The organism is Arenibacter sp. 6A1 (genome assembly GCF_012272855.1).
GTDB lineage: Bacteria > Bacteroidota > Bacteroidia > Flavobacteriales > Flavobacteriaceae > Arenibacter.
Genome location: NZ_JAAXCQ010000006.1, coordinates 245,177 through 264,409, shown reverse-complemented (window position 1 = coordinate 264,409; position 19,233 = coordinate 245,177). Strand labels below are relative to the sequence as shown.

The following is a 19,233-nucleotide window of genomic DNA, read 5'->3' as shown; positions in this document are numbered from 1 at the left end:
ACAACAGCTAACATAAAGTGAGGAAGGGCGTTAAAATCGTACTGGGAAGCTACAACTTTAGTTCTATTTGATTATTAATAAAAAATCTTGTCCCCATATTAAATAAGTGATTAACAATTTATTAATGTGCCTAACTAGTTGTATTTTTAAGGACAAATTAGATTGGATACAACAGCTGTTTTCAACGGTATATTACCTGAGATTTCACCAACAATGACCATCATAACTAAGAACAGAATGCATACCGAAGAAGAGAAACGTTTAGAAGAAAATAAGACTACTACCAAAGATTGGTTAAAATGGGGATCTTATTTAAGTGAACGCCAATGGGGGACCGTAAGAGAGGATTATAGTGCTAATGGCAACGCTTGGGAGTATTTTCCTCACGAACATGCCCGTAGCCGTGCCTATAGATGGGGGGAAGATGGGATAGCAGGACTATCGGACAATTTCGGAAACATATGTTTTGGCCTTGCCTTGTGGAACGGAAAGGATGCCATTTTAAAAGAACGTTTGTTTGGTTTAACCGGGCCTCAGGGAAACCACGGGGAAGACGTAAAGGAATTGTATTATTACTTAGAAAATACACCTACCCATTCCTATATGAAGCATCTTTATAAATATCCCCAAAATGAATTTCCGTATGCGGCTTTGGTACAAAAAAACAAGGAACGCAACCGAAATGAAACGGAATACGAGCTTTTAGATACGGGAATATTTAATCAAAATGCTTATTTTGATGTATTTACGGAATACGCCAAGGCCGATAATGAAGATATACTTATTAAAATAACCGTGTGCAATAGGGCCAGCAGTCCTGCTTCCTTACATTTACTGCCCAGTTTGTGCATTCGTAATATATGGAGCTATAAAGACAAGGTTAAAAAACCCCTTATTAAAGCGGAAAAAAAGGATGAACAGACCTATGTTTCCATAACCCATCATTATGTTGGGAATTATAACCTTTATTTTGAAGAAGCCGACAAACTGTTGTTTACGGAAAACGAAACCAATATGGAGGTCATTTACAGTCAGCCCAATAATCATCCTTATAAAAAAGATTTGTTTCATAAGGCCGTTACTTCAAATGATTATAGCTTGGCTACCAAGAGAAGTGAGGGTACTAAATTTGCCCCTTTATATCATTTACAGTTAAAAGGGAACGAGCAACGAGTTATTAAATTACGGCTGACAAAAAACCAAGAGAAAACGCCTTTTGACAGCAGTTTCGAGGCTACCTTTACCGCTAGGGAAAAAGAATGCATCGAATTCTATAAAACCATCACCGATTGCAAGGAAGAAGAATCGACCATTCAAAGACAAGCTTTTGCAGGCTTGTTATGGTCTAAGAACTATTATAACTATGAGGTTGAAACTTGGCTAAATGGAGATTCTAAGCTATCCCTTCCTCCTATAGAGCGGCAACATGGACGAAACAGTGAATGGAAAACTTTGAGGAACCACGATATTCTTTCCATGCCCGATGCTTGGGAATACCCATGGTATGCTGCTTGGGACTCTGCTTTTCACTGTACCAGTTTTGCTTTAATAGACCCTGAGTTTGCCAAGAAACAATTGCTATTATTTACCAAGGAATGGTATATGGCCCCTAATGGGCAGATCCCAGCCTATGAATGGAATTTTAGCGACGTTAACCCTCCTGTACAGGCTTGGGCAGCCTTGAATATCTATAAAATTGAACGAAAAAAAACAGGCCGTGGCGATATTAAGTTCTTAAAAAGAATATTCAATAAGCTGGCCCTTAATTTTACCTGGTGGGTGAATCGATTGGACAGCCATCAGAACAACGTTTTCCAAGGCGGATTTTTGGGCTTGGATAATATTGGAGTTTTTGACCGAAGTCACGGAATTCCAGGTAACGGGATTTTAGAACAGGTTGATGGCACCTCCTGGATGGCCCTCTATTGCCTGAACATGTTAGAAATAAGTTTGGAAATCGCCATGGACGACGATTCCTATGAGGATATGGCCACCAAATATTTTGGCCATTTTGTCTTTATTGCCGAAACTCTAAATACTAGGTGTTTGGGAGATGTATGTACCTGGGATGCCCAAGAAGATTTTTTCTACGATCAATTGGTATTGCCTACAGGACAGTTTATTCCCATTAAGGTTCGTTCCATTGCCGGAATGCTTTCTTTGGCAGCAGTCCTTTGTATTAAAAAAGAGACCTTGGACCGCTTGCCTAAATTTAAGGAAAGTGTGCTTTGGTTTAAAAAGTACCGCATGGAAAACCTTAAATTTCCAGTAATTCAAAATTACACAGAAGACAATGATTTTCTCTTATCCTTAGTCCCCAAGAATAGGATGAAAAAGTTGATGGAAACCCTCTTGGACGAAAAGGAGTTTTTAAGCCCTTATGGCATTCGCTCCCTGTCTAAAATTCACGAGACCCCTTATAACATAGTCATTAACGGCGTTAATTACAGTATTAATTACGAACCGGCAGAGTCTACCACTGCCATGTTTGGCGGAAATTCTAATTGGAGAGGCCCCATTTGGTTCCCCATGAACTATTTATTTATTGAAGCCATCAGGGAGTATTATTCCTATACCGGTGACAATACGACCTTTGAATATCCTAGCGGCAGTGGAAAACACTTAAGCCTAAAAGAGATAAGCGATGCCTTAAGCAAGCGGTTGATCAACATTTTCGAGAAAGACAAACAGGGCAACAGACCTGTCAATGCCTTGCATCAAAAAACGTATCAAGACGCTCACTTTAAAGATTATATTTTGTTCTATGAGTATTTCCACGGTGACAACGGAAGAGGGATAGGTGCCTCCCATCAAACCGGCTGGACAGCCTTGGTCACCAATCTGATCTCTGGAATTAAATAATTTAAATTTTTAGGCTATTCCCCATTCCATCGCCTAGAAAAAAAGACGACAAATGATGCAAAGAAAACAGTCCAATAGACGTGCACCCATAAGGATTAAAATGTTCGGTCTTTTGACTTTGCTGGTGATGGGCAACCTTCTTTTTTCCCAAACCCCGACTAAAAATCACGAGTTCGATTTTTGGATCGGGGAATGGAACGTTTATAAATTCGAAACAGATACCATTATTGGTGTCAGCGCTATTGCTCCAATTTTAAACCATAGCGCTATAGAAGAAAAATATACGGCCAGGGCTTCCCAATACGAAGGTAAAAGTTTCAATATATACGTACCCAAAACCGATCAGTGGGAACAATTCTGGGTAGACAATAGCGGCCTGCGGTTGCATTTAAAAGGCAGCTTTAATAAGGATAAAATGCTGTTGTCAGATTGTGAAACTACGGCCCCTTGTAATCGTATTGTTTGGACCAAGCTATCCGATGCTAGCGTAAGACAAGAATGGGAACAGAGCCCAAATGGAGGGAAAACATGGAAGAAAATTTTTGACGGGCATTATAAACCTAGACCATAAAAAAGGACAGTGTTAAAAAAGTTTTGGGGTATCTAAAGCGTGACTAATTCGTATAGACTGTAGCCTTTTCACTTGGGCGTTCCCTCCTTCGTCGGTCGGGCCCTTTGCTATATCCCTTGCGTAGCTGCGGGGATGCCGCGGCGGTCCCTAACGCAGAAAAAACCCTCCCAAGAGACCTCTATAACCATTGATACATATGCCTAATTGTAAATAATCTATTAAACATTTACCTCTTGTCTCATTATTCTGGACAAGGTTTCTGGACGCATTGCCAACAAGGAGGCGATATATTTTTTAGGAATTCTATTGATGACATCCAAGGAGTGATTTTCCATATAGAGTTTCCATCTTTTTTGGGCACTGGGCACCCTAGCGATAAATGCTCGATGCTCTGCGTGCAGGTAATATTCCTCTATCATGATCCGGTATAGCCTTGCCATTTCAGGAAAATGATCGATACAGTACTGCAGATCATCATACTCCAAATATTCGCAATATATATCTTCTAAACATTGGATATTCTCCTTGGCAGGCCTATTTCTAAAAAAACCAGTAATAGAAGTGAACATTTCATTGTCGGAACTTATCCAAGTGGTAATATCGAGTGTATCTTCCATAAAATAACCTCGGACAATACCTTTCTTAATCACGCATAGTTTCGTAAAGTACTCCCCTTCCCTATTGATAACCTCTCCTTTGGAATACCCTACTTTTTTTATCCTTTCGCCCAAAGCACGTTTCAATTCAGAAGAAAGAGGAACAATGGCATTGAGGTAAATAATAATAAAAAGGTTCTTATGTAAATCGTTATTTGTAGTCATAAACAAGAATAGCTATCTATTAGAGGAGCCACATAATGCGCTTTGTGTGTTCTAAAAGTATTACAAAGGATTTTGCCACACAAGTCCCTATCGCTTTATTCCTTAAAAAACCACGGTTTTTGTTCTAAAAATGATAGTCCTTCTTTCTTAGAAGTACCACATCTTATTTAGTATTCCTTATAACTGGTAAAAAAAGCGGATAATTCTTGTTTAAAAACAGTCTCAGGAATCCTATGGCCCAATTGATGGTTTAAATGAATTTTCAAAGGGAATTCCTTGGACAACTGTGACAAGAAAGCAATCGTATCCATGGGGTTGACCACCTCATCCTGTGATCCTAAAACTACCTGATGGTATTTATTACTGTTTTCTAATTTAGACGGAATTTCCTGTACTATGGACCTGGATGTGAGGGCTGGATTAAACAATAAGGCCGGCACTTTTAAGGCTTTGGCCAAATAATACCCCATAAAACCGCCCATGCTACTCCCCATAACCACATCAATATCGGAATTTTTATATTTTTCAAAGAGGGTCTCAAAAATCTGATTCTGCTCTTTATAATCCATCAAAGGTGCCTCCACCCTACCGTACTTTTCCAAAAGACTTCGTTTGGCATCACTAAGGGTGCTCTCTAATCCATGTAAGTAAAGAATGTTCATATCGTTGGCATTATTAATTCGAATAAATGAGTGACCTGATGTAAAAAGACCTTCCTACCCCCTAAAAATTTAGGCTAACAGGCTTAGAAAGTGCTATCTGATTCCCCGTAAAACTCAAAAGTCCACTCTTGGCATCGACACTAAAAACCGTTATATTATTTGAAATTTGGTTGGCGACCAATAAAAACTTCTCATCTGGCGAAAGAACAAAATTTCGAGGCCAGTCACCTTCTACCGAAGTATTGTCTAGCAATTGTAGACTTCCATCTTCCGATACGCTAAAAACGGCAATGCTGTTATGCCCACGATTAGAGGCATATAAAAATTTTCCGTTGCTGCTCAAATGTATATCGGCGGGGGCATTTTTCCCCTTATAAGCTGTTGGCAACGTACTCTTTTTATCGACCACCACCATCGTACCGTTTTCAGGGTTCAATTGGGCAGTAACCACACTACTGGAAAGTTCATTTATAATAAAAACCAAATTCTTGGTCGGGTGAAAGGTAAGGTGCCGTGGACCATCGCCTTTCTCCAAGGCCAAAGCCAATTGTGAAGCTCCTAATTTTCCCTGAGCATCAATAGGATATACCAATACCTGGTCTATTCCTAGATCTACGGCATACAAATATTTTCCATCTGCACCAAACTGCACACAATGTGCGCGTGCCGATGCCTGGTTGGGCATCACCGAACCTGTTCCCTCATGCGTTTTAATTTGAGCGTCTCCTTCTATACGACCGTTCTCCGAAACCTTATACATTACAATATTTCCTGAAGAATAGTTAGCCGCGGCCAAAAGATTTTCGGCTTCATTAAGGGTTATATAACAAGGATGTTGCCCCTCACTAGACTGTTGCCCAATAAGACTCAGGTTTGTCCTATCGGCATTCCAGCTGAAGGAAGAAACAGTACCTTTGTTGTTTTCATTGACTGCAAAAACCGTATTACGGTCCTTTGAAATATGTAAATAAGACGGATTTTCAGTTTCTACTACTAAGTTAGGATCAGACAATTCCCCGTTAACAGGGTTATATTTCAATCTATAAATCCCCTGACTTTCCTCTTGGGTATAGGTACCCACCAATAATTCCATTTTCTTATCTGATTTTATATCCAAAACACTACTACTATCTATAGCTGGTTGATTTTCCTTAGAGGTTTGTTTACAACTACTAACAGAAAATAATAGAAGTACTATAGAACACGGAACAACAAATAATTTCATAAGACCTAGCGTATAATTTATGGCAAGATAACAATTTATAGCGTACAGAAGGACTGCAGATATAGGAGCACCAAGACTCGTAAGCCTTCACGTGACCAACTACAAAATATAAGCGGTATCATTTTTAATTTCTTCCATCACAAAGGAACTTTGCACATTGCTTATTCCTTTTATCACAGAAAGCTTATCGACTACAAATTGTTGGTACTCGTTCATATCCCTCACGGCAACCTTTAACAAAAAGTCATAGTTCCCGGAAACATGGTGACATCCCAAAATTTCTGGAAGATTGGCAATATTGGTTTTAAAATCATCTATTAATTCCCTAGAATGTACGGACAAGGAAATTTGACTATATACAACAATAGATTTTCCCACTTTAGGACCATCTAATAGGGCTACATAGCCTTTAATAAACCCTTGTTGTTCCAATTTTTTTATTCTCTCAAAAGTAGGCGATACCGTTAAGCCCACTTTCTCCGCTATTTCTTTGGTATTCTGTTTCGCATTGCGCTGCAAAAGCATTAATATCTTTTTGTCTATGTCATCCATGGCAGAATATTTTTCGTTTTTTCAAAGATCCTTTTTATTACGACCACACTAAAATACTTTAAATATACATATTTAAAGGTTTATATTTTGATTTACATTGATTGTGCAATATAAAAACCTTCTAATTGTATATTTGACCTAATAATTAAATCCTTATAACATGTCCTTAAAGAAAAGATTATCGCCAAAAGACAGCCATCGTTTACAACTGCTTAGACAGGAAATAGCACAGGCTAGAGATACTTTTTTAGGGTATCCTGTATCCAAGGATTTTGATTATTCTGAATTAAACGATTTCCTAAAATATCCTATTAATAATTTAGGGGATCCTTTTGAAGATGGCACCTATAAGGTTCAAACCCATGAAATGGAGCGTGAGGTCGTAGGTTTTTTTGCCAAACTATTCCGAGCACAACCCAATGACTATTGGGGGTATGTTACTAATGGTGGATCTGAAAGTAATTTGTACGGACTTTATTTGGCACGGGAACTATATCCCAATGCCATGGTATACTACTCAGAGTCGACCCATTATAGTGTACGAAAAAACATTCATTTGTTAGGTATCCCCAGCATTGTCATCCGCGCCCAAAAGAATGGCGAAATAGATTATGAGGATTTTAAAAACACGGTAAAGCTCAACCGTCACAAGCCTGCCCTTGTCCTAGCTACTTTTGGTACTACCATGAAGGAAGCCAAGGACGATGTATCTAAAATAAAAAGTATTTTAAAACGTTTGGCCATACAAAACCATTACATTCATTGCGACGCGGCCTTATCTGGCACCTATGGCGCATTTATGGAACCTTGTTTGCCCTTTGATTTTAAAGATGGGGCCGACAGTATCTCTATAAGCGGTCATAAATTTATAGGCTCCCCTATTCCTACAGGGGTTATCGTCACCAAACGAAGCAATAGGGACAGGATAGCCAAGGGCGTTTCTTATATAGGATCTTTAGACACTACCATTACCGGTTCCCGAAATGGCCATAGCCCTTTATTTCTATGGTACGCTCTAAAACAATTGGGCGAAGAAGGCTTACGAGCACGTTACCAGCATTGCTTGGAAACCGCTCAATACTGTTTAGACCAACTACATAATATTGGTATCGCTGCTTGGCGAAACCCCGGCGCTATTACGGTGGTTTTACCCAAAACACCCTTAGAAATTAAATTAAAATGGCAATTGGCCACCGAGGACGATATTTCCCATATCATATGCATGCCCAATGTAAGCAAGGCACAGATAGACGAGTTTGTACACGATATGAAAAATACCAGCCCGGTGGAAGAGGAAGCATTTGAATTTGAGTTTTGACCTATCGCCTCATTTTTAAATGAATATCCTTCCAGATCGGCTTGGTCGATCAAGGACAACTAGTTTCGCGTTAGGGACCGCGGCGGCATCCCCGCAGCACCGCAAGGGATATAGCCAAGTGCCCGCCCGACGAAGGAGGGAACGCCCAAAATATAATGCCAATGCCAATCATCATTTAAAATCGACCCATCCTTAATAGTTGGCCCCTGCTGCTTTAAACCAGTTTTGTTATTGTCCATGCCACTATTAAATGCATACCATGGGCATTACAGCTTTATTTAATCCTTTAAATTAAGCTTTCTAAATAAGGCCTCCAAAAAATAGTAATCGGCGTAATTTAAGGGCACATCAATTTCCACCTCATGAGGTTTGCTCCCCACAGAATGTTTCAGAAGAAAATTTTCATTCGTTCCTATTGCCGCCAAATAATCGGGAGACATTAAACTTTTCATAATCTTTTCGGCCCAATTTAAATAGGCCTTCTTTTCGTCCTCATTGACAAAACCACTAAGCTCATACAAGGCAGATGCAGTAATGGCCGCAGCGGAAGCGTCCCTAGGAGTATCCGGTCCTTTAGGGGCATCATAATCCCAAAAAGGTACCTGATCCGTTGGCAAATTTGGATTTTGCTTGATAAAATTTGCAATATGCTTTGCCTGCTCTAAATATTTAGGGTCCTTCGTTTCTCTGTAACTCATGGTAAAGCCATATAATCCCCAGGCCTGTCCACGTGCCCAGGCAGAGCCATCGCTATATCCCTGATGTGTATTTTTTTGGACGACAGCACCGCTAATAGTGTCATACTCGACAACATGATAGGAGCTATAATCGTCCCTGTAATGATTTTCAATTGTTTTATCGGCATGGGACACCGCAATATCATAATAAAGAGAATCTCCGGATATTTTTGTAGCGTTGAACAGGAGTTCTAGATTCATCATATTATCTATAATCACCGGACATGCCCATTTCTCGTTGCCATCCCAGGACTGAAGAACGCCCGCTGCCGGTCTAAACCGTGCCGAGAGGGATTTTGCCGTTTGCACTATGATATCTTCGTATGCTTTAGTTTTATGGCCCTTTAAAGCATTTCCATAACTACATTCCATTATAAACCCAACATCGTGGTTCCCTTCCCAATACTGAATGGTATCGAGTTTCTCGGTATAACGCACCGCCCTTTCCTTCCATTTTTCATCCTTGGTCAGTTCGTACAGATACCACAAAGACCCTGGATAAAAACCACTGGTCCAATCCTTCACATGCACCAATCGCCTTTTGCCGTCTTCAATGGTTCTTGGCATAAATTTTTTATCGGAAAAAGCTGGACTGATGGCGGTATTCATCAAGTCGTACTGCGCTTCGGCAATATCCAAAACAGCGGCAATCTCAGCGTTATTCTTGGTTTTAAAAGAGCAACTTGAAAATAGTACAACACTTAAAATTAAAATAGTTGGTTTTAGGTTCATTAGGTATAGGATTATGGTTGTTATAAATTTAAAGGCATCTGGTTCGTTATTTTCTTTTCACATCGCAGATGGCTAAGCTGTTTATTAGATTTCCATTTGCGCATATTTATTGTTTTTTGATGGTCATACTTCGGCTGGGCTCAGAACAGGTATGTAATTCGTATATCTTGATTCATATTTGCACTCATTTAATTATGGATATAATGCCCATATACAAACAAATATAAACATTCGCTTTAAAAATACAATCGATTGTATGATTATAAAAAACATACTTTAATCCTTTTAAGGAGGCCGGCAACAGCCCTATTAGTCCTACGCTTTATTCACAGTACTCAAATCACATCGAAATTGTGATTTTATTAACAGTGGTACAGTTATTGTGATGAGAAGTGTGAATATTTTTGACCCATGAAAAAACACTTATTAGCCACCCTATTGCTAACCTTGATTTTTAGCTGTAAAAACCATAAAGAAAATGACATTTCTAAGGACTTCAGCAACAACACTACACAGGCCACTCTTACTTTCAACACAAAAAATACCCTCATAGGGGATTACGTATCTGATAATTATGCCCGACGTGATAAAGGTTATGACTGGGTAGCCGTATCGGTTCGAGAGAGCTCGGACAGTAACCTACATATCTCTATACGTTCCCGAAATGACCAGAAAAAACCTAGCTGTACTTTTGATGCCATCGCTAACAGAGTGAACGATAGCACTTACACTGTACATTCTAATGAGGGTGAATTTTTATTCGTTTTTAAAAACGATATAATTTCAATTAAGTCTAGGGAGACAGAAAAAAGCAGCTTTCTTTCCTATTACTGTTCTGGCGGATCGAGTGTAGCCGGTGATTATGAAAAAATTAACGAGCCCCTAGACAAAAATCAAATAGACCCAAGGATTTTCGTCAAAAACCTTAGCTATAACAACATCGGTTTCGAAATTAGTACCACAGGTAGAGGTTCCATACAGGAACTTCATATTAAGCCTTATGGATTAACAATAGATAACCAAGAAATATTGATAGACATTGACGCTAGGGTGACACAGGCCGAATTAGGAGATTTAAATGCCGATGGGTTTCCAGAACTATTAATTTACACTACCTCAGCCGGAAGCGGCAGTTATGGCGATGTAATTGGTTATTCGGTAAACGGCGGAAAATTTTTGACCCCTATTTATTTTCCTGATATTTCCGAAAATGAAAATGCCAAAGAAGGCTATATGGGACACGATCAATTTAACATCATCGATAACATCTTGGTACAACGCTATAAAACCTATGAAGAGGGGGACACCAACAGCAGCCCCACGGGGAATTTACGAAAGATCGAGTACAAACTTAAAGATGTAGGAGGGTCTAAACAGTTTGTGTTGGACAAAATAATAGATGTCCTGGCTTATTAAGACAGGCCTCTCCCCAACCCCACTCCAGTAATCAACAGTACTAAAATATGCCATTCTAGCACTACTAACTAATGGAAACCCCTAATCTAAAGGCAACGTTCCTAGGTGAAGGGGTGTCATTTTCCGTAAGCTGCTTTCCCCTTTGACAAAAAAAGTTCCAAAACTCTTTCCTAATTTTAGGCCCCTATTATTTACAAGATTAAAATAAATCCCTCTTTCCCTTTTATCTATGAACTATCCTCCCCGATGACTTTGCAATTGCGTTTTAATACCCCATAACCTTTCTTGGTTCTTTTACTTACCTGATGTTCGTACAAATTATTTTTCTAACTTTAATACATCTATTCACTTCATTCAGAAATCGCGAATACATGAAAACAATGACCTGCAAACAATTGGGTGGCTGCTGTGACGAAACATTTCATGCCGATACTTTTGAGGAAATAGCCGAATTAAGCAAGCAGCATGGTAAGAAAATGTTCCGTTTAGGAGACAAAAAACACCTGGAAGCCATGAAAAAAATGCAAGAAATAATGACAACGGATGAAAAAATGAAAGCATGGCTTCAACTTAAGAAAAAGGCATTTGATGCTTTGCCCGAAGTTGAGTAGACTTAAACGGACCTTTGAAAGATAGATGCCGTTGACGGTATTTCTATTTTCCCACCCAGGGAAAAATGTTTAAGCACCTATTTATAAAATAAGCCACTACTGCTATGGCTGAAAACTCAGATCCTAACAATCAAATACGACTCCGGATTTTTTAGCCTAACCGAATAAATATTTATAAATTTAGGAATGCTATTTTACTACCACTAACCAAAAACACAAGCACGTATGAAATTAGGCGCTTTTTCCATCAGCCTCAATGTCAAGGACATTAAGGCCTCCAAAAAATTTTATGAAACTCTTGGCTTTTCAGTTTTGGCAGGGGATTTGGAAAAAAATTATCTCATCATGAAAAATGGAAATTCCTTAATAGGATTGTTCCATGGGATGTTTGAGAACAATATCCTCACTTTTAATCCGGGCTGGGACGAAAGTGGCACTACCTTGGAATCTTTTGATGACATAAGAGATATTCAAAAACACCTAAAGACCAATAACATTTCCTTGGTCCAGGAAACTGAGGAATCGGGCACTGGCCCTGCGAGTTTAGTTCTTACAGATCCTGACGGCAATACTATTTTAATAGACCAGCATATTTAGCTTTCGTCCACAAATCAAGCTTTTTTTTTACTAAAATAAGAATCCTCTTTGAACAACCATACCACCACCCTCCTTAAAACACCCATTCCATTATGAGATTAAAATTATATTGGCTGCTTCTAATTTTCAACACCACAACACTATTAGCGGCCAGAATAGATACGCTAATGGTTCCAAGTAAGGCAATGAACAAATCTATTCCCAACCTTGTCATCTTACCAGCGAATTACGAACAGGGAGAAGCAATTTTTCCGGTTTTGTATTTACTTCACGGCGCGGGGGGAAATCATACAAATTGGGCTTCGAATGTCCCTGAAATAAAAACCTATGCCGACACTCATAGTATGATTATTGTTTGTCCCGATGGTGGCGGTACTAGCTGGTATATAGACAGCCCCATTGATCATAAAATGCGCTATGAAACCTATATCTCAAAGGAATTGGTAGCCGCTATGGACACCAAATACAAAACTATCGCAAACAAGACACAAAGGGCCATTACTGGTTTAAGCATGGGCGGTCATGGAGCGTTTTACTTGGCTTTTAAACATCAGGATATATGGGGTGCCGCCGGAAGCATGAGCGGCGGATTAGACATTCGTCCTTTTCCTAACAATTGGGACCTGCCCAAGCGTTTGGGCCTATATTCCGAAAATCGGGAACATTGGGAAAAGAATACCGTGATCAATATGGTTCATTTGTTGAATGGAAATGATTTAAAACTCATCTTTGATTGTGGGACTGCTGATTTCTTTTATGATGCCAACAAACGGTTCCACGAAATATTGATCGAAAGAAATATCCCCCACGAATATACAGAACGCCCTGGGCAGCACAATTGGGAATACTGGTCTAACGCCATACAATACCAACTGCTGTTTTTTAAAAACTATTTTAATTCCTCAAAATAAACTATTAAAAAAAACAAGAATGGTAATTCCTAGAAACAGTACAGGGAGGAGATCGTTCAGGCGGCAGCAACTCCCTAAGACGTAGTTTACCTTAATATTACGGCAATAGGTCTCCCCATAAATTTCAGGTTCGTATATCATAGAATTAGCATTAATTATATTATATTTAAGGAATAGAGGCACTGTTTTAGAATACCGATAGAGTGAATACCGAGCCTAAGAAAATATCATACAAATCCACATCCAATTATAGAGGTAGATCCCAAAAAATTCATTTATAACCTAATTAAATTTTGATAGTTATAAGCAGTTAAAAAACAGCTACCAATACATTTCCAATAGCCCAAATACGATTGATTAAATTATGAGTTCATTTAATTTTTAGACCATGAAATAAGCATGACCAAATATTGGTCGCAATTACTAATTCAGCTATGCGAATTACATACTTGTACTGAGCGCAGCAGAAGTATGACCGTTAAAAATCAATAAATATCAGCATATGAAAAATAAAATTAAAGCTATTTTTTATCGACTTCGAGAACAATTATGGTTCAGACCTTTTATTTTTTGCTTCTTTTCGGTCATCGCCGCTTTTATAGCTCATCTTGCAGATGCTACGGTATTAAAAGATTTTGTTCCTAGTATCAATACGGATTCCTTAGAAGAATTACTGTCGACAATTTCGGCCAGTATGCTTGTAATTTCTATTTTTTCGGTAGCTTCCATGCTGTCTGCTTTTTCGGCAGCCAGTAACTCTGCCACACCAAGATCTTTTAAGTTAATCATAGTAGACGATGTCTCTCAAAATGCCCTATCGGTATTTATTGGATCCTTTATTTTTAGCATTATTGCCAAGGTTGCTTTACAAAACGGACTTTACGGAAAAGCAGGAAACTTTGTGCTGTTTGTTATTACCCTAGGCCTCTTTGCCATTGTTATTTTAACTTTTTTACAATGGGTAAACAGAATAAGTCGATTAGGACGTCTTACCAATACGATCAAAAAAATTGAAGTCGCTGCTGCGAAAGCCATCAAAGAAAGAATTAAAAGTCCCACTTTAAAAGGCATTGCTTTAACACCGAAAAAAAAACTAGGATACCCTATCCTGTCCCATAACATCGGGTATTTAAACCGTATAAATTTAGATTTTTTACAAGCAATAGCAGAAGATTTAGATGCCACCATTACCCTAAACCGACTTCCCGGGAGCTTTATAGAGCCTAGTACCCCCATCGCTTTTCTGCACGGACATATAGCGGAAGATATGGATGAGATTAGCCGTAAAATAGACAAGGCTTTTAGTTGTGATGAAACTAGAATCTTTGATGAAGACCCTCGCTTTGGCATCATCGCTTTAAGTGAAATTGCCAGTCGAGCATTATCTCCCGGTATCAACGATCCTGGCACTGCCATTCAAATTATTGGAAGCCTTACTCGCCTCTTTCACCTCTGGGCCGAACCAGAAAACAAAGAGGAGACTACTTCCGTTTCCTATGACCGCATTGAAGTACCCGAAATTTCGATGGCCGATTTATTTGAAGATGCTTTTAGGCCTATTGCTCGAGACGGTGCAACTAATATTGAAGTAATGATAAAACTCCAAAAAGCATTCTGTTCCTTAGCCGCCATGGAACGAGCCGATATTACCTCAGCAGCCATGTATCATTCAGAAATGGCTTATAAAAGAGCTGAGCAACACATAAAATTTGAGGAAGACCTTAAGAATTTAAAAGAAGAATGCTTAATCAACAAAGCTGTTTAAAACACTTTTTTCTTTCTTCGGTCAATCTTCGAACACACTACATTCCTACCAATATAGGGCTTTACTAAGGACCATATAAAAGTCTTTCTTTCTGCCCTTTGCCCCTATTTTATATCTTCACAAGCCTCCACTTTTTTTTATCTAACCAGAACATCAAAAACTGAATTCCTGACAAACCTTATTCATTCCAATCATATAAATACCATACATTTGCCCTCGGTTCATATTTTATGTAACCCTTTAAAAATAGTATTGTGCTTCAAAGGAAAATTAAATTCAATGGCTTTATTCTGGCCCTGCTGACAGCGATTCCCGTTGCCTATGTTTGGCCAACTGGTGCTAATTTTCTCCATTTAAACCAGGTTACCGATGTGGGGATTGGCCTTATTTTCTTTTTTTACGGCTTAAAACTATCGATGCACACCTTTAGGGCCGGAGTGAGTAATTATAAGTTACACCTCTTGATTCACCTTAGCACCTTTATAATTTTCCCCCTACTGGTATTGCCCTTTAAATCTTTGATGGTAAGTGAAAGTGCCGAGTTGTTATGGGTAGGTATGTTCTTTTTATCTGTACTGCCCTCTACCGTTTCTTCTTCCGTAGTAATGGTCTCCATTGCCAAAGGAAATATCCCAGCAGCCATTTTTAATGCAAGTCTATCTGGACTTCTTGGGGTGGCACTAACCCCACTTTGGCTCGGACTGCTCGTAGATGATGCCCAAGGGGTTTCTGCACTGTCCGTTATCAGTAAATTAATGTTGCAAATTGTATTACCATTGACTTTAGGGATTCTTTTACATGGCCAATTTGGACAACTAGCACTTAAGAACAGTACATTGATCGCTAATTTTGATAAAACCATTATTGTGCTTATTGTTTACACTAGCTTTTGTCTTTCGTTCCTTGCCAATCTTTTTTCTGGATTAAATATTACGGTCCTATTCATGCTTTGCCTTGCTATTTTGGCACTGTTCTTTTTTATGTTACTCTTGATAAACGCGATTTCTAATAAGTTAGGGTTTTCTACAGAAGATCGGATAACGGCTATATTCTGTGGGTCTAAAAAATCTTTGGTCCACGGTTCTGTAATGGCTAAAATAATGTTCGGACATAGTGCCAACGCAAGCATCTACATATTACCCGTAATGCTATACCATATCAGTCAACTATTAATTGTTGCCTATATCGCCCAAAAGCTAGGAAAACGCTGCCTTAAGCCAGCATAATCCTATAAAGGCAACGCATCTTTACCTGACATGTATTTTATGCTCTAAAGTGCCATAGAGAAAAACTCCTTGGGCCTTACCAAAATCCTTAACGCCCATCCCTTTGTAACATGCACCTTTATTGACAAATTACGGTAACCTAAGAATTCTAATATCAACCTAATCCACTAGTACACAACAAATAAAAAGCTTAATCTAGTGCCTTTATAAAAGGAAAAAATAAAACTGGTTTGCTGAATTTTTTCTTTCTATTTTTCCTCCTTAATAGAAACCAAATGAAAGCATTTATACCAGTATTATTAATAATATCAAATTTACTGTTTAACACCCCAGTTAACAGCCAAACCGACACTACCAAAACCGACAGCGATTCTGTAAACACGGTATTAATTGCGGATTATAACAAACGTATTGTAGAGATCGAAAACCAACGTCTTGCAGATTCTATTAAGAAGGCTGCCCTAGAAATTGAACTAAAATCTTTAAAAACCACGGATAATTTACAAAAGGAAGCGCTTCTTATTCAATTAAAATCTATTGAGGATGAGGAAAATCTGCGGATAGCCAATAAAAAAGCACGTATAGACACCTTGCGAAATACAGCCCATGGTTATCCTGTTATCAGTATATTGGGAGATACATTGTTCACCATCTATTCTAAATTTGGAGCATTCACTCCCATGGAAAGAGCCGTTAGAATAAATAAGAAAATTAAAGCTCTGTCGGAAGACGATTTCTTAAAAATCGATGCTATCACCGTATTGAAATCCGAAAACACCGTCGACTTGGTTTATGAGGATACCGTCATCATGAGTATTTCCGAGACAGATGCCATGTGGTATGATAAAAGCCCCCATGAGGTAGCCGATGAATTTAGGGAAATTATTAAAAAAGCTATTCTTGATGGTAAAAAAGAGAATAATTTAATCACTTTGCTTCTTCGGGTTGGATTGGTTCTTTTAGTTATTTTTCTGGGATGGCTAATTATTTGGCTTATCGGCAAGGGTAACATCCGTCTCTTAGACTATATTCATAAGACCAAGGAAAAATGGCTTAAAAATTTATCTTATAAGGATTATACTTTCTTAACGGCAGACCAAGAGTTAACGGTTATCCTGTTCTTGTTTAAAATTTTCCGCTGGTTATTATATGCTATAATCCTTTATATATCACTCCCTATAATTTTTAGCATTTTCCCTTTCTCACGAAATTGGGCCGACGCTCTTTTTCAATTATTCTGGTCTCCTTTTAAAGGTATATTAATTGCTGTATGGGATTACCTTCCCAAACTGTTCAGTATTTTGGTGATCATTTTCGTGATGAAGAATGTAATCCGTTTTGTACGCTACATTTTTTCTGAAATTGAAAGTGAAAAACTAAAAATTTCCGGATTCCATACAGATTGGGCAATGCCGACATTTAGTATCGTTAAATTTTTGTTGTATGCTTTTATGTTTGTATTGATCTTTCCCAATTTACCTGGGTCAGATTCCGATATTTTCAAGGGAGTATCGGTGTTTATCGGGATACTTTTCTCGCTGGGATCTTCCACAGCTATTGCCAATATGGTTGCCGGTTTGGTCATTACCTATATGCGCCCTTTTAAAATTGGCGACCGTATAAAGATTGGGGAGGTATCCGGCGATGTGGTCGAAAAAACCCTCTTGGTTACTAGGGTAAAAACCGTTAAAAACGAAGTAATCACCATTCCAAACTCTTCCGTACTTTCTGGAAACACTACAAATTATACCAGTGAATCCTTGGAGAAAGGTCTTATAATACACACCACGGTTACCATTGGCTACGATATTCCTTGGATACAGGTACATAAGGCCTTAATAGATGCTGCTCTAAGGACCGATCTACTTTTGAAGGCCCCATCACCTTTTGTATTACAAACCGGACTTGAGGATTTTTATGTTGCTTATCAAATTAATGCCCATACAAAAGAGTCTAGTCAACAAGGTTTGATTTATTCTAACCTACATCAAAATATACAAGATGTATTTAATGAGAGAGGGATTGAAATTCTTTCGCCTCACTACAGAGCTGCCAGAGATGGTAGTATGACCACTATTCCAGAAAACTATTTGCCAAAGGACTATAAGGCGCCCAAATTTAATGTTACAGTAAATAGAGATCCTAATGCCTAGACCTTCAGATGATCCTAAGAGAGTTAGATCCTTACATTTTAAAAAAACTCAATTATTTTGTATCTTTTTGGGTAACATCTAGTCTCCTTAGTGAACTTAAAAATCTTAAACCATGAATACCTGTATATGTACAAACTGTGAATGCACAAAATGTAATTGTGTAAATTGTAAGGATAATAATTGCAAGTGCACAAAATGTGAATGTAGCAAATGCGAATGTTGTTAAAAAAGAGGTTGGTCTTTCGGCCAACCTTAAATTTTATCATATGAAATGAGCCAGGCAGCTAACTGTTCGCAAAAATGAATTAAGATACAAGAATTACATACCTGTACTCAGCCCAGCCGAAGTATGACCGATAAAAAACAATATGTTTCTACAAATGAAAATTGACACTATCACCATATGGAATACCTACAATAGCCAGCTTTATTTTTTTATTCTAAAAAAGGTGAAAAACAAGGATTCCGTTGATGAAATTCTTCAAAATTCCTTTCTAAAAATCCACCAAAACATTGAACAGTTAAAAAACCCGGAAAAGGTAAAAGCTTGGACTTATCAAATTGTTAGAAATGAGATCGCAAATCATTTTAGGGACTCGTCAAATACAAGAACCGGTCTAAATCACGACCTCTTAAAAGACGCTGAATACTATCAAAAATTTTGTTGTTTTGATAAATTCATAGCCAATTTACCTTTAGAATATAAGGAAGTTATTGATATGGTTTTTATAAAAGGAAAGAAACAAATTGAGGTCGCTGAATTTCTAAAAATCAGTTTACCGAATGTAAAAGCAAGAATTAGACGTGCAAAATCGATTCTAAAAAAGAATTTTAACGAGTGTTGTAAATTTGAAATTAATAAGGAAGGTAAACTTGTAGGAGAAGAAAACTGTGCACAATGCAATTAATAATGAAGAAAAATCTTTATTTATTTGTAGTTTATAAAACAATATATAAATAATACTTTTTTTATACATAAGAAGCTTACTCACCAATTTTAAGTAAGCTTATACCTTCTTTTAATTCTTCAAACTTCTTAAAAACAATATTTTATATATATCTTTAAAAAAATCA

General features: G+C 38.1%; 16 protein-coding genes. 11 read left to right on the top strand and 5 right to left on the bottom strand.

The features are described from left to right. The first annotated feature begins 213 nt into the window (after positions 1-213). On the top strand, positions 214-2,862 hold the full coding sequence (locus HCG49_RS07630) for an MGH1-like glycoside hydrolase domain-containing protein (protein WP_240938652.1): 2,649 nt from the start codon (positions 214-216) through the stop codon (positions 2,860-2,862). A 52-nt stretch (positions 2,863-2,914) separates the two neighbouring features. Further along, positions 2,915-3,433, top strand: coding sequence for a hypothetical protein (locus HCG49_RS07625; RefSeq protein ID WP_168468933.1), 519 nt, complete (start codon positions 2,915-2,917; stop codon positions 3,431-3,433). A 218-nt stretch (positions 3,434-3,651) separates the two neighbouring features. On the opposite strand, the gene HCG49_RS07620 is transcribed toward HCG49_RS07625, so the two are convergent. From HCG49_RS07620 to HCG49_RS07605, 4 genes are all read right to left on the bottom strand, one after another. Further along, positions 3,652-4,254, bottom strand: a complete 603-nt coding sequence (locus HCG49_RS07620; RefSeq protein WP_168468932.1) for a Crp/Fnr family transcriptional regulator — start codon at positions 4,252-4,254, stop codon at positions 3,652-3,654. 167 nt (positions 4,255-4,421) lie between these two features. Next, positions 4,422-4,916, bottom strand: coding sequence for a YqiA/YcfP family alpha/beta fold hydrolase (locus tag HCG49_RS07615; RefSeq protein ID WP_168468931.1), 495 nt, complete (start codon positions 4,914-4,916; stop codon positions 4,422-4,424). Positions 4,917-4,977: 61 nt separating this feature from the next. Next, positions 4,978-6,141, bottom strand: coding sequence for a lactonase family protein (locus HCG49_RS07610; RefSeq protein ID WP_168468930.1), 1,164 nt, complete (start codon positions 6,139-6,141; stop codon positions 4,978-4,980). 99 nt (positions 6,142-6,240) lie between these two features. Next, positions 6,241-6,693 carry an Lrp/AsnC family transcriptional regulator gene (locus HCG49_RS07605; protein WP_168468929.1) on the bottom strand — a complete coding sequence of 151 codons (453 nt, stop codon included), beginning with the start codon at positions 6,691-6,693 and terminating at the stop codon, positions 6,241-6,243. Positions 6,694-6,853: 160 nt separating this feature from the next. Here HCG49_RS07605 and HCG49_RS07600 point away from each other — a divergent pair, with 160 nt between their 5' ends. Next, a complete protein-coding gene (locus HCG49_RS07600; protein WP_168468928.1) occupies positions 6,854-8,011 on the top strand; it encodes a histidine decarboxylase in 1,158 nt (385 codons plus the stop codon). A 278-nt stretch (positions 8,012-8,289) separates the two neighbouring features. Here the strand turns inward: HCG49_RS07600 and HCG49_RS07595 are convergent, their stop codons facing one another. Then, positions 8,290-9,480: a glycoside hydrolase family 88 protein gene (locus HCG49_RS07595; RefSeq protein ID WP_168468927.1), complete on the bottom strand. Its 1,191-nt coding sequence runs from the start codon at positions 9,478-9,480 to the stop codon at positions 8,290-8,292. 411 nt (positions 9,481-9,891) lie between these two features. On the opposite strand from HCG49_RS07595, the gene HCG49_RS07590 reads away from it, so the two are divergent. The 8 genes from HCG49_RS07590 to HCG49_RS07555 all read left to right on the top strand — a co-directional run bounded on the left by HCG49_RS07590 (position 9,892) and on the right by HCG49_RS07555 (position 19,067). After that, positions 9,892-10,896, top strand: coding sequence for a hypothetical protein (locus tag HCG49_RS07590; protein WP_168468926.1), 1,005 nt, complete (start codon positions 9,892-9,894; stop codon positions 10,894-10,896). A gap of 371 nt (positions 10,897-11,267) precedes the next feature. Next, entirely contained in the window at positions 11,268-11,507 is a 240-nt protein-coding gene (locus tag HCG49_RS07585) for a DUF1059 domain-containing protein (protein WP_168468925.1), read from the top strand. Positions 11,508-11,732: 225 nt separating this feature from the next. Then, positions 11,733-12,104 (top strand): VOC family protein, encoded by a 372-nt coding sequence (locus HCG49_RS07580; RefSeq protein WP_168468924.1) that lies wholly within the window; start codon positions 11,733-11,735, stop codon positions 12,102-12,104. Positions 12,105-12,196: 92 nt separating this feature from the next. Then, positions 12,197-13,015 carry an alpha/beta hydrolase gene (locus HCG49_RS07575; RefSeq protein ID WP_168468923.1) on the top strand — a complete coding sequence of 273 codons (819 nt, stop codon included), beginning with the start codon at positions 12,197-12,199 and terminating at the stop codon, positions 13,013-13,015. A gap of 502 nt (positions 13,016-13,517) precedes the next feature. Beyond that, positions 13,518-14,780, top strand: a complete 1,263-nt coding sequence (locus HCG49_RS07570) for a DUF2254 domain-containing protein (RefSeq protein WP_168468922.1) — start codon at positions 13,518-13,520, stop codon at positions 14,778-14,780. Between the two features lie 254 nt (positions 14,781-15,034). Then, positions 15,035-16,006: a bile acid:sodium symporter family protein gene (locus tag HCG49_RS07565; RefSeq protein WP_317167462.1), complete on the top strand. Its 972-nt coding sequence runs from the start codon at positions 15,035-15,037 to the stop codon at positions 16,004-16,006. A gap of 275 nt (positions 16,007-16,281) precedes the next feature. Further along, positions 16,282-18,159: a mechanosensitive ion channel family protein gene (locus HCG49_RS07560; RefSeq protein ID WP_168468921.1), complete on the top strand. Its 1,878-nt coding sequence runs from the start codon at positions 16,282-16,284 to the stop codon at positions 18,157-18,159. A 380-nt stretch (positions 18,160-18,539) separates the two neighbouring features. After that, a complete protein-coding gene (locus HCG49_RS07555) occupies positions 18,540-19,067 on the top strand; it encodes a sigma-70 family RNA polymerase sigma factor (RefSeq protein WP_205764358.1) in 528 nt (175 codons plus the stop codon). The last annotated feature ends 166 nt before the right edge of the window (positions 19,068-19,233 follow it).

What these genes read in the sequence shown, in the direction of transcription:
- HCG49_RS07585 (WP_168468925.1), top strand. Translation starts at nt 11,268, where the DNA reads ATGAAAACAATGACCTGCAAACAATTGGGTGGCTGCTGTGACGAAACA.
- HCG49_RS07595 (WP_168468927.1), bottom strand. Translation starts at nt 9,480, where the DNA reads ATGAACCTAAAACCAACTATTTTAATTTTAAGTGTTGTACTATTTTCA.
- HCG49_RS07630 (WP_240938652.1), top strand. Translation starts at nt 214, where the DNA reads ATGACCATCATAACTAAGAACAGAATGCATACCGAAGAAGAGAAACGT.
- HCG49_RS07610 (WP_168468930.1), bottom strand. Translation starts at nt 6,141, where the DNA reads ATGAAATTATTTGTTGTTCCGTGTTCTATAGTACTTCTATTATTTTCT.
- HCG49_RS07580 (WP_168468924.1), top strand. Translation starts at nt 11,733, where the DNA reads ATGAAATTAGGCGCTTTTTCCATCAGCCTCAATGTCAAGGACATTAAG.
- HCG49_RS07555 (WP_205764358.1), top strand. Translation starts at nt 18,540, where the DNA reads ATGAAAATTGACACTATCACCATATGGAATACCTACAATAGCCAGCTT.
- HCG49_RS07625 (WP_168468933.1), top strand. Translation starts at nt 2,915, where the DNA reads ATGATGCAAAGAAAACAGTCCAATAGACGTGCACCCATAAGGATTAAA.
- HCG49_RS07600 (WP_168468928.1), top strand. Translation starts at nt 6,854, where the DNA reads ATGTCCTTAAAGAAAAGATTATCGCCAAAAGACAGCCATCGTTTACAA.
- HCG49_RS07620 (WP_168468932.1), bottom strand. Translation starts at nt 4,254, where the DNA reads ATGACTACAAATAACGATTTACATAAGAACCTTTTTATTATTATTTAC.
- HCG49_RS07590 (WP_168468926.1), top strand. Translation starts at nt 9,892, where the DNA reads ATGAAAAAACACTTATTAGCCACCCTATTGCTAACCTTGATTTTTAGC.
- HCG49_RS07605 (WP_168468929.1), bottom strand. Translation starts at nt 6,693, where the DNA reads ATGGATGACATAGACAAAAAGATATTAATGCTTTTGCAGCGCAATGCG.
- HCG49_RS07615 (WP_168468931.1), bottom strand. Translation starts at nt 4,916, where the DNA reads ATGAACATTCTTTACTTACATGGATTAGAGAGCACCCTTAGTGATGCC.
- HCG49_RS07560 (WP_168468921.1), top strand. Translation starts at nt 16,282, where the DNA reads ATGAAAGCATTTATACCAGTATTATTAATAATATCAAATTTACTGTTT.
- HCG49_RS07570 (WP_168468922.1), top strand. Translation starts at nt 13,518, where the DNA reads ATGAAAAATAAAATTAAAGCTATTTTTTATCGACTTCGAGAACAATTA.
- HCG49_RS07575 (WP_168468923.1), top strand. Translation starts at nt 12,197, where the DNA reads ATGAGATTAAAATTATATTGGCTGCTTCTAATTTTCAACACCACAACA.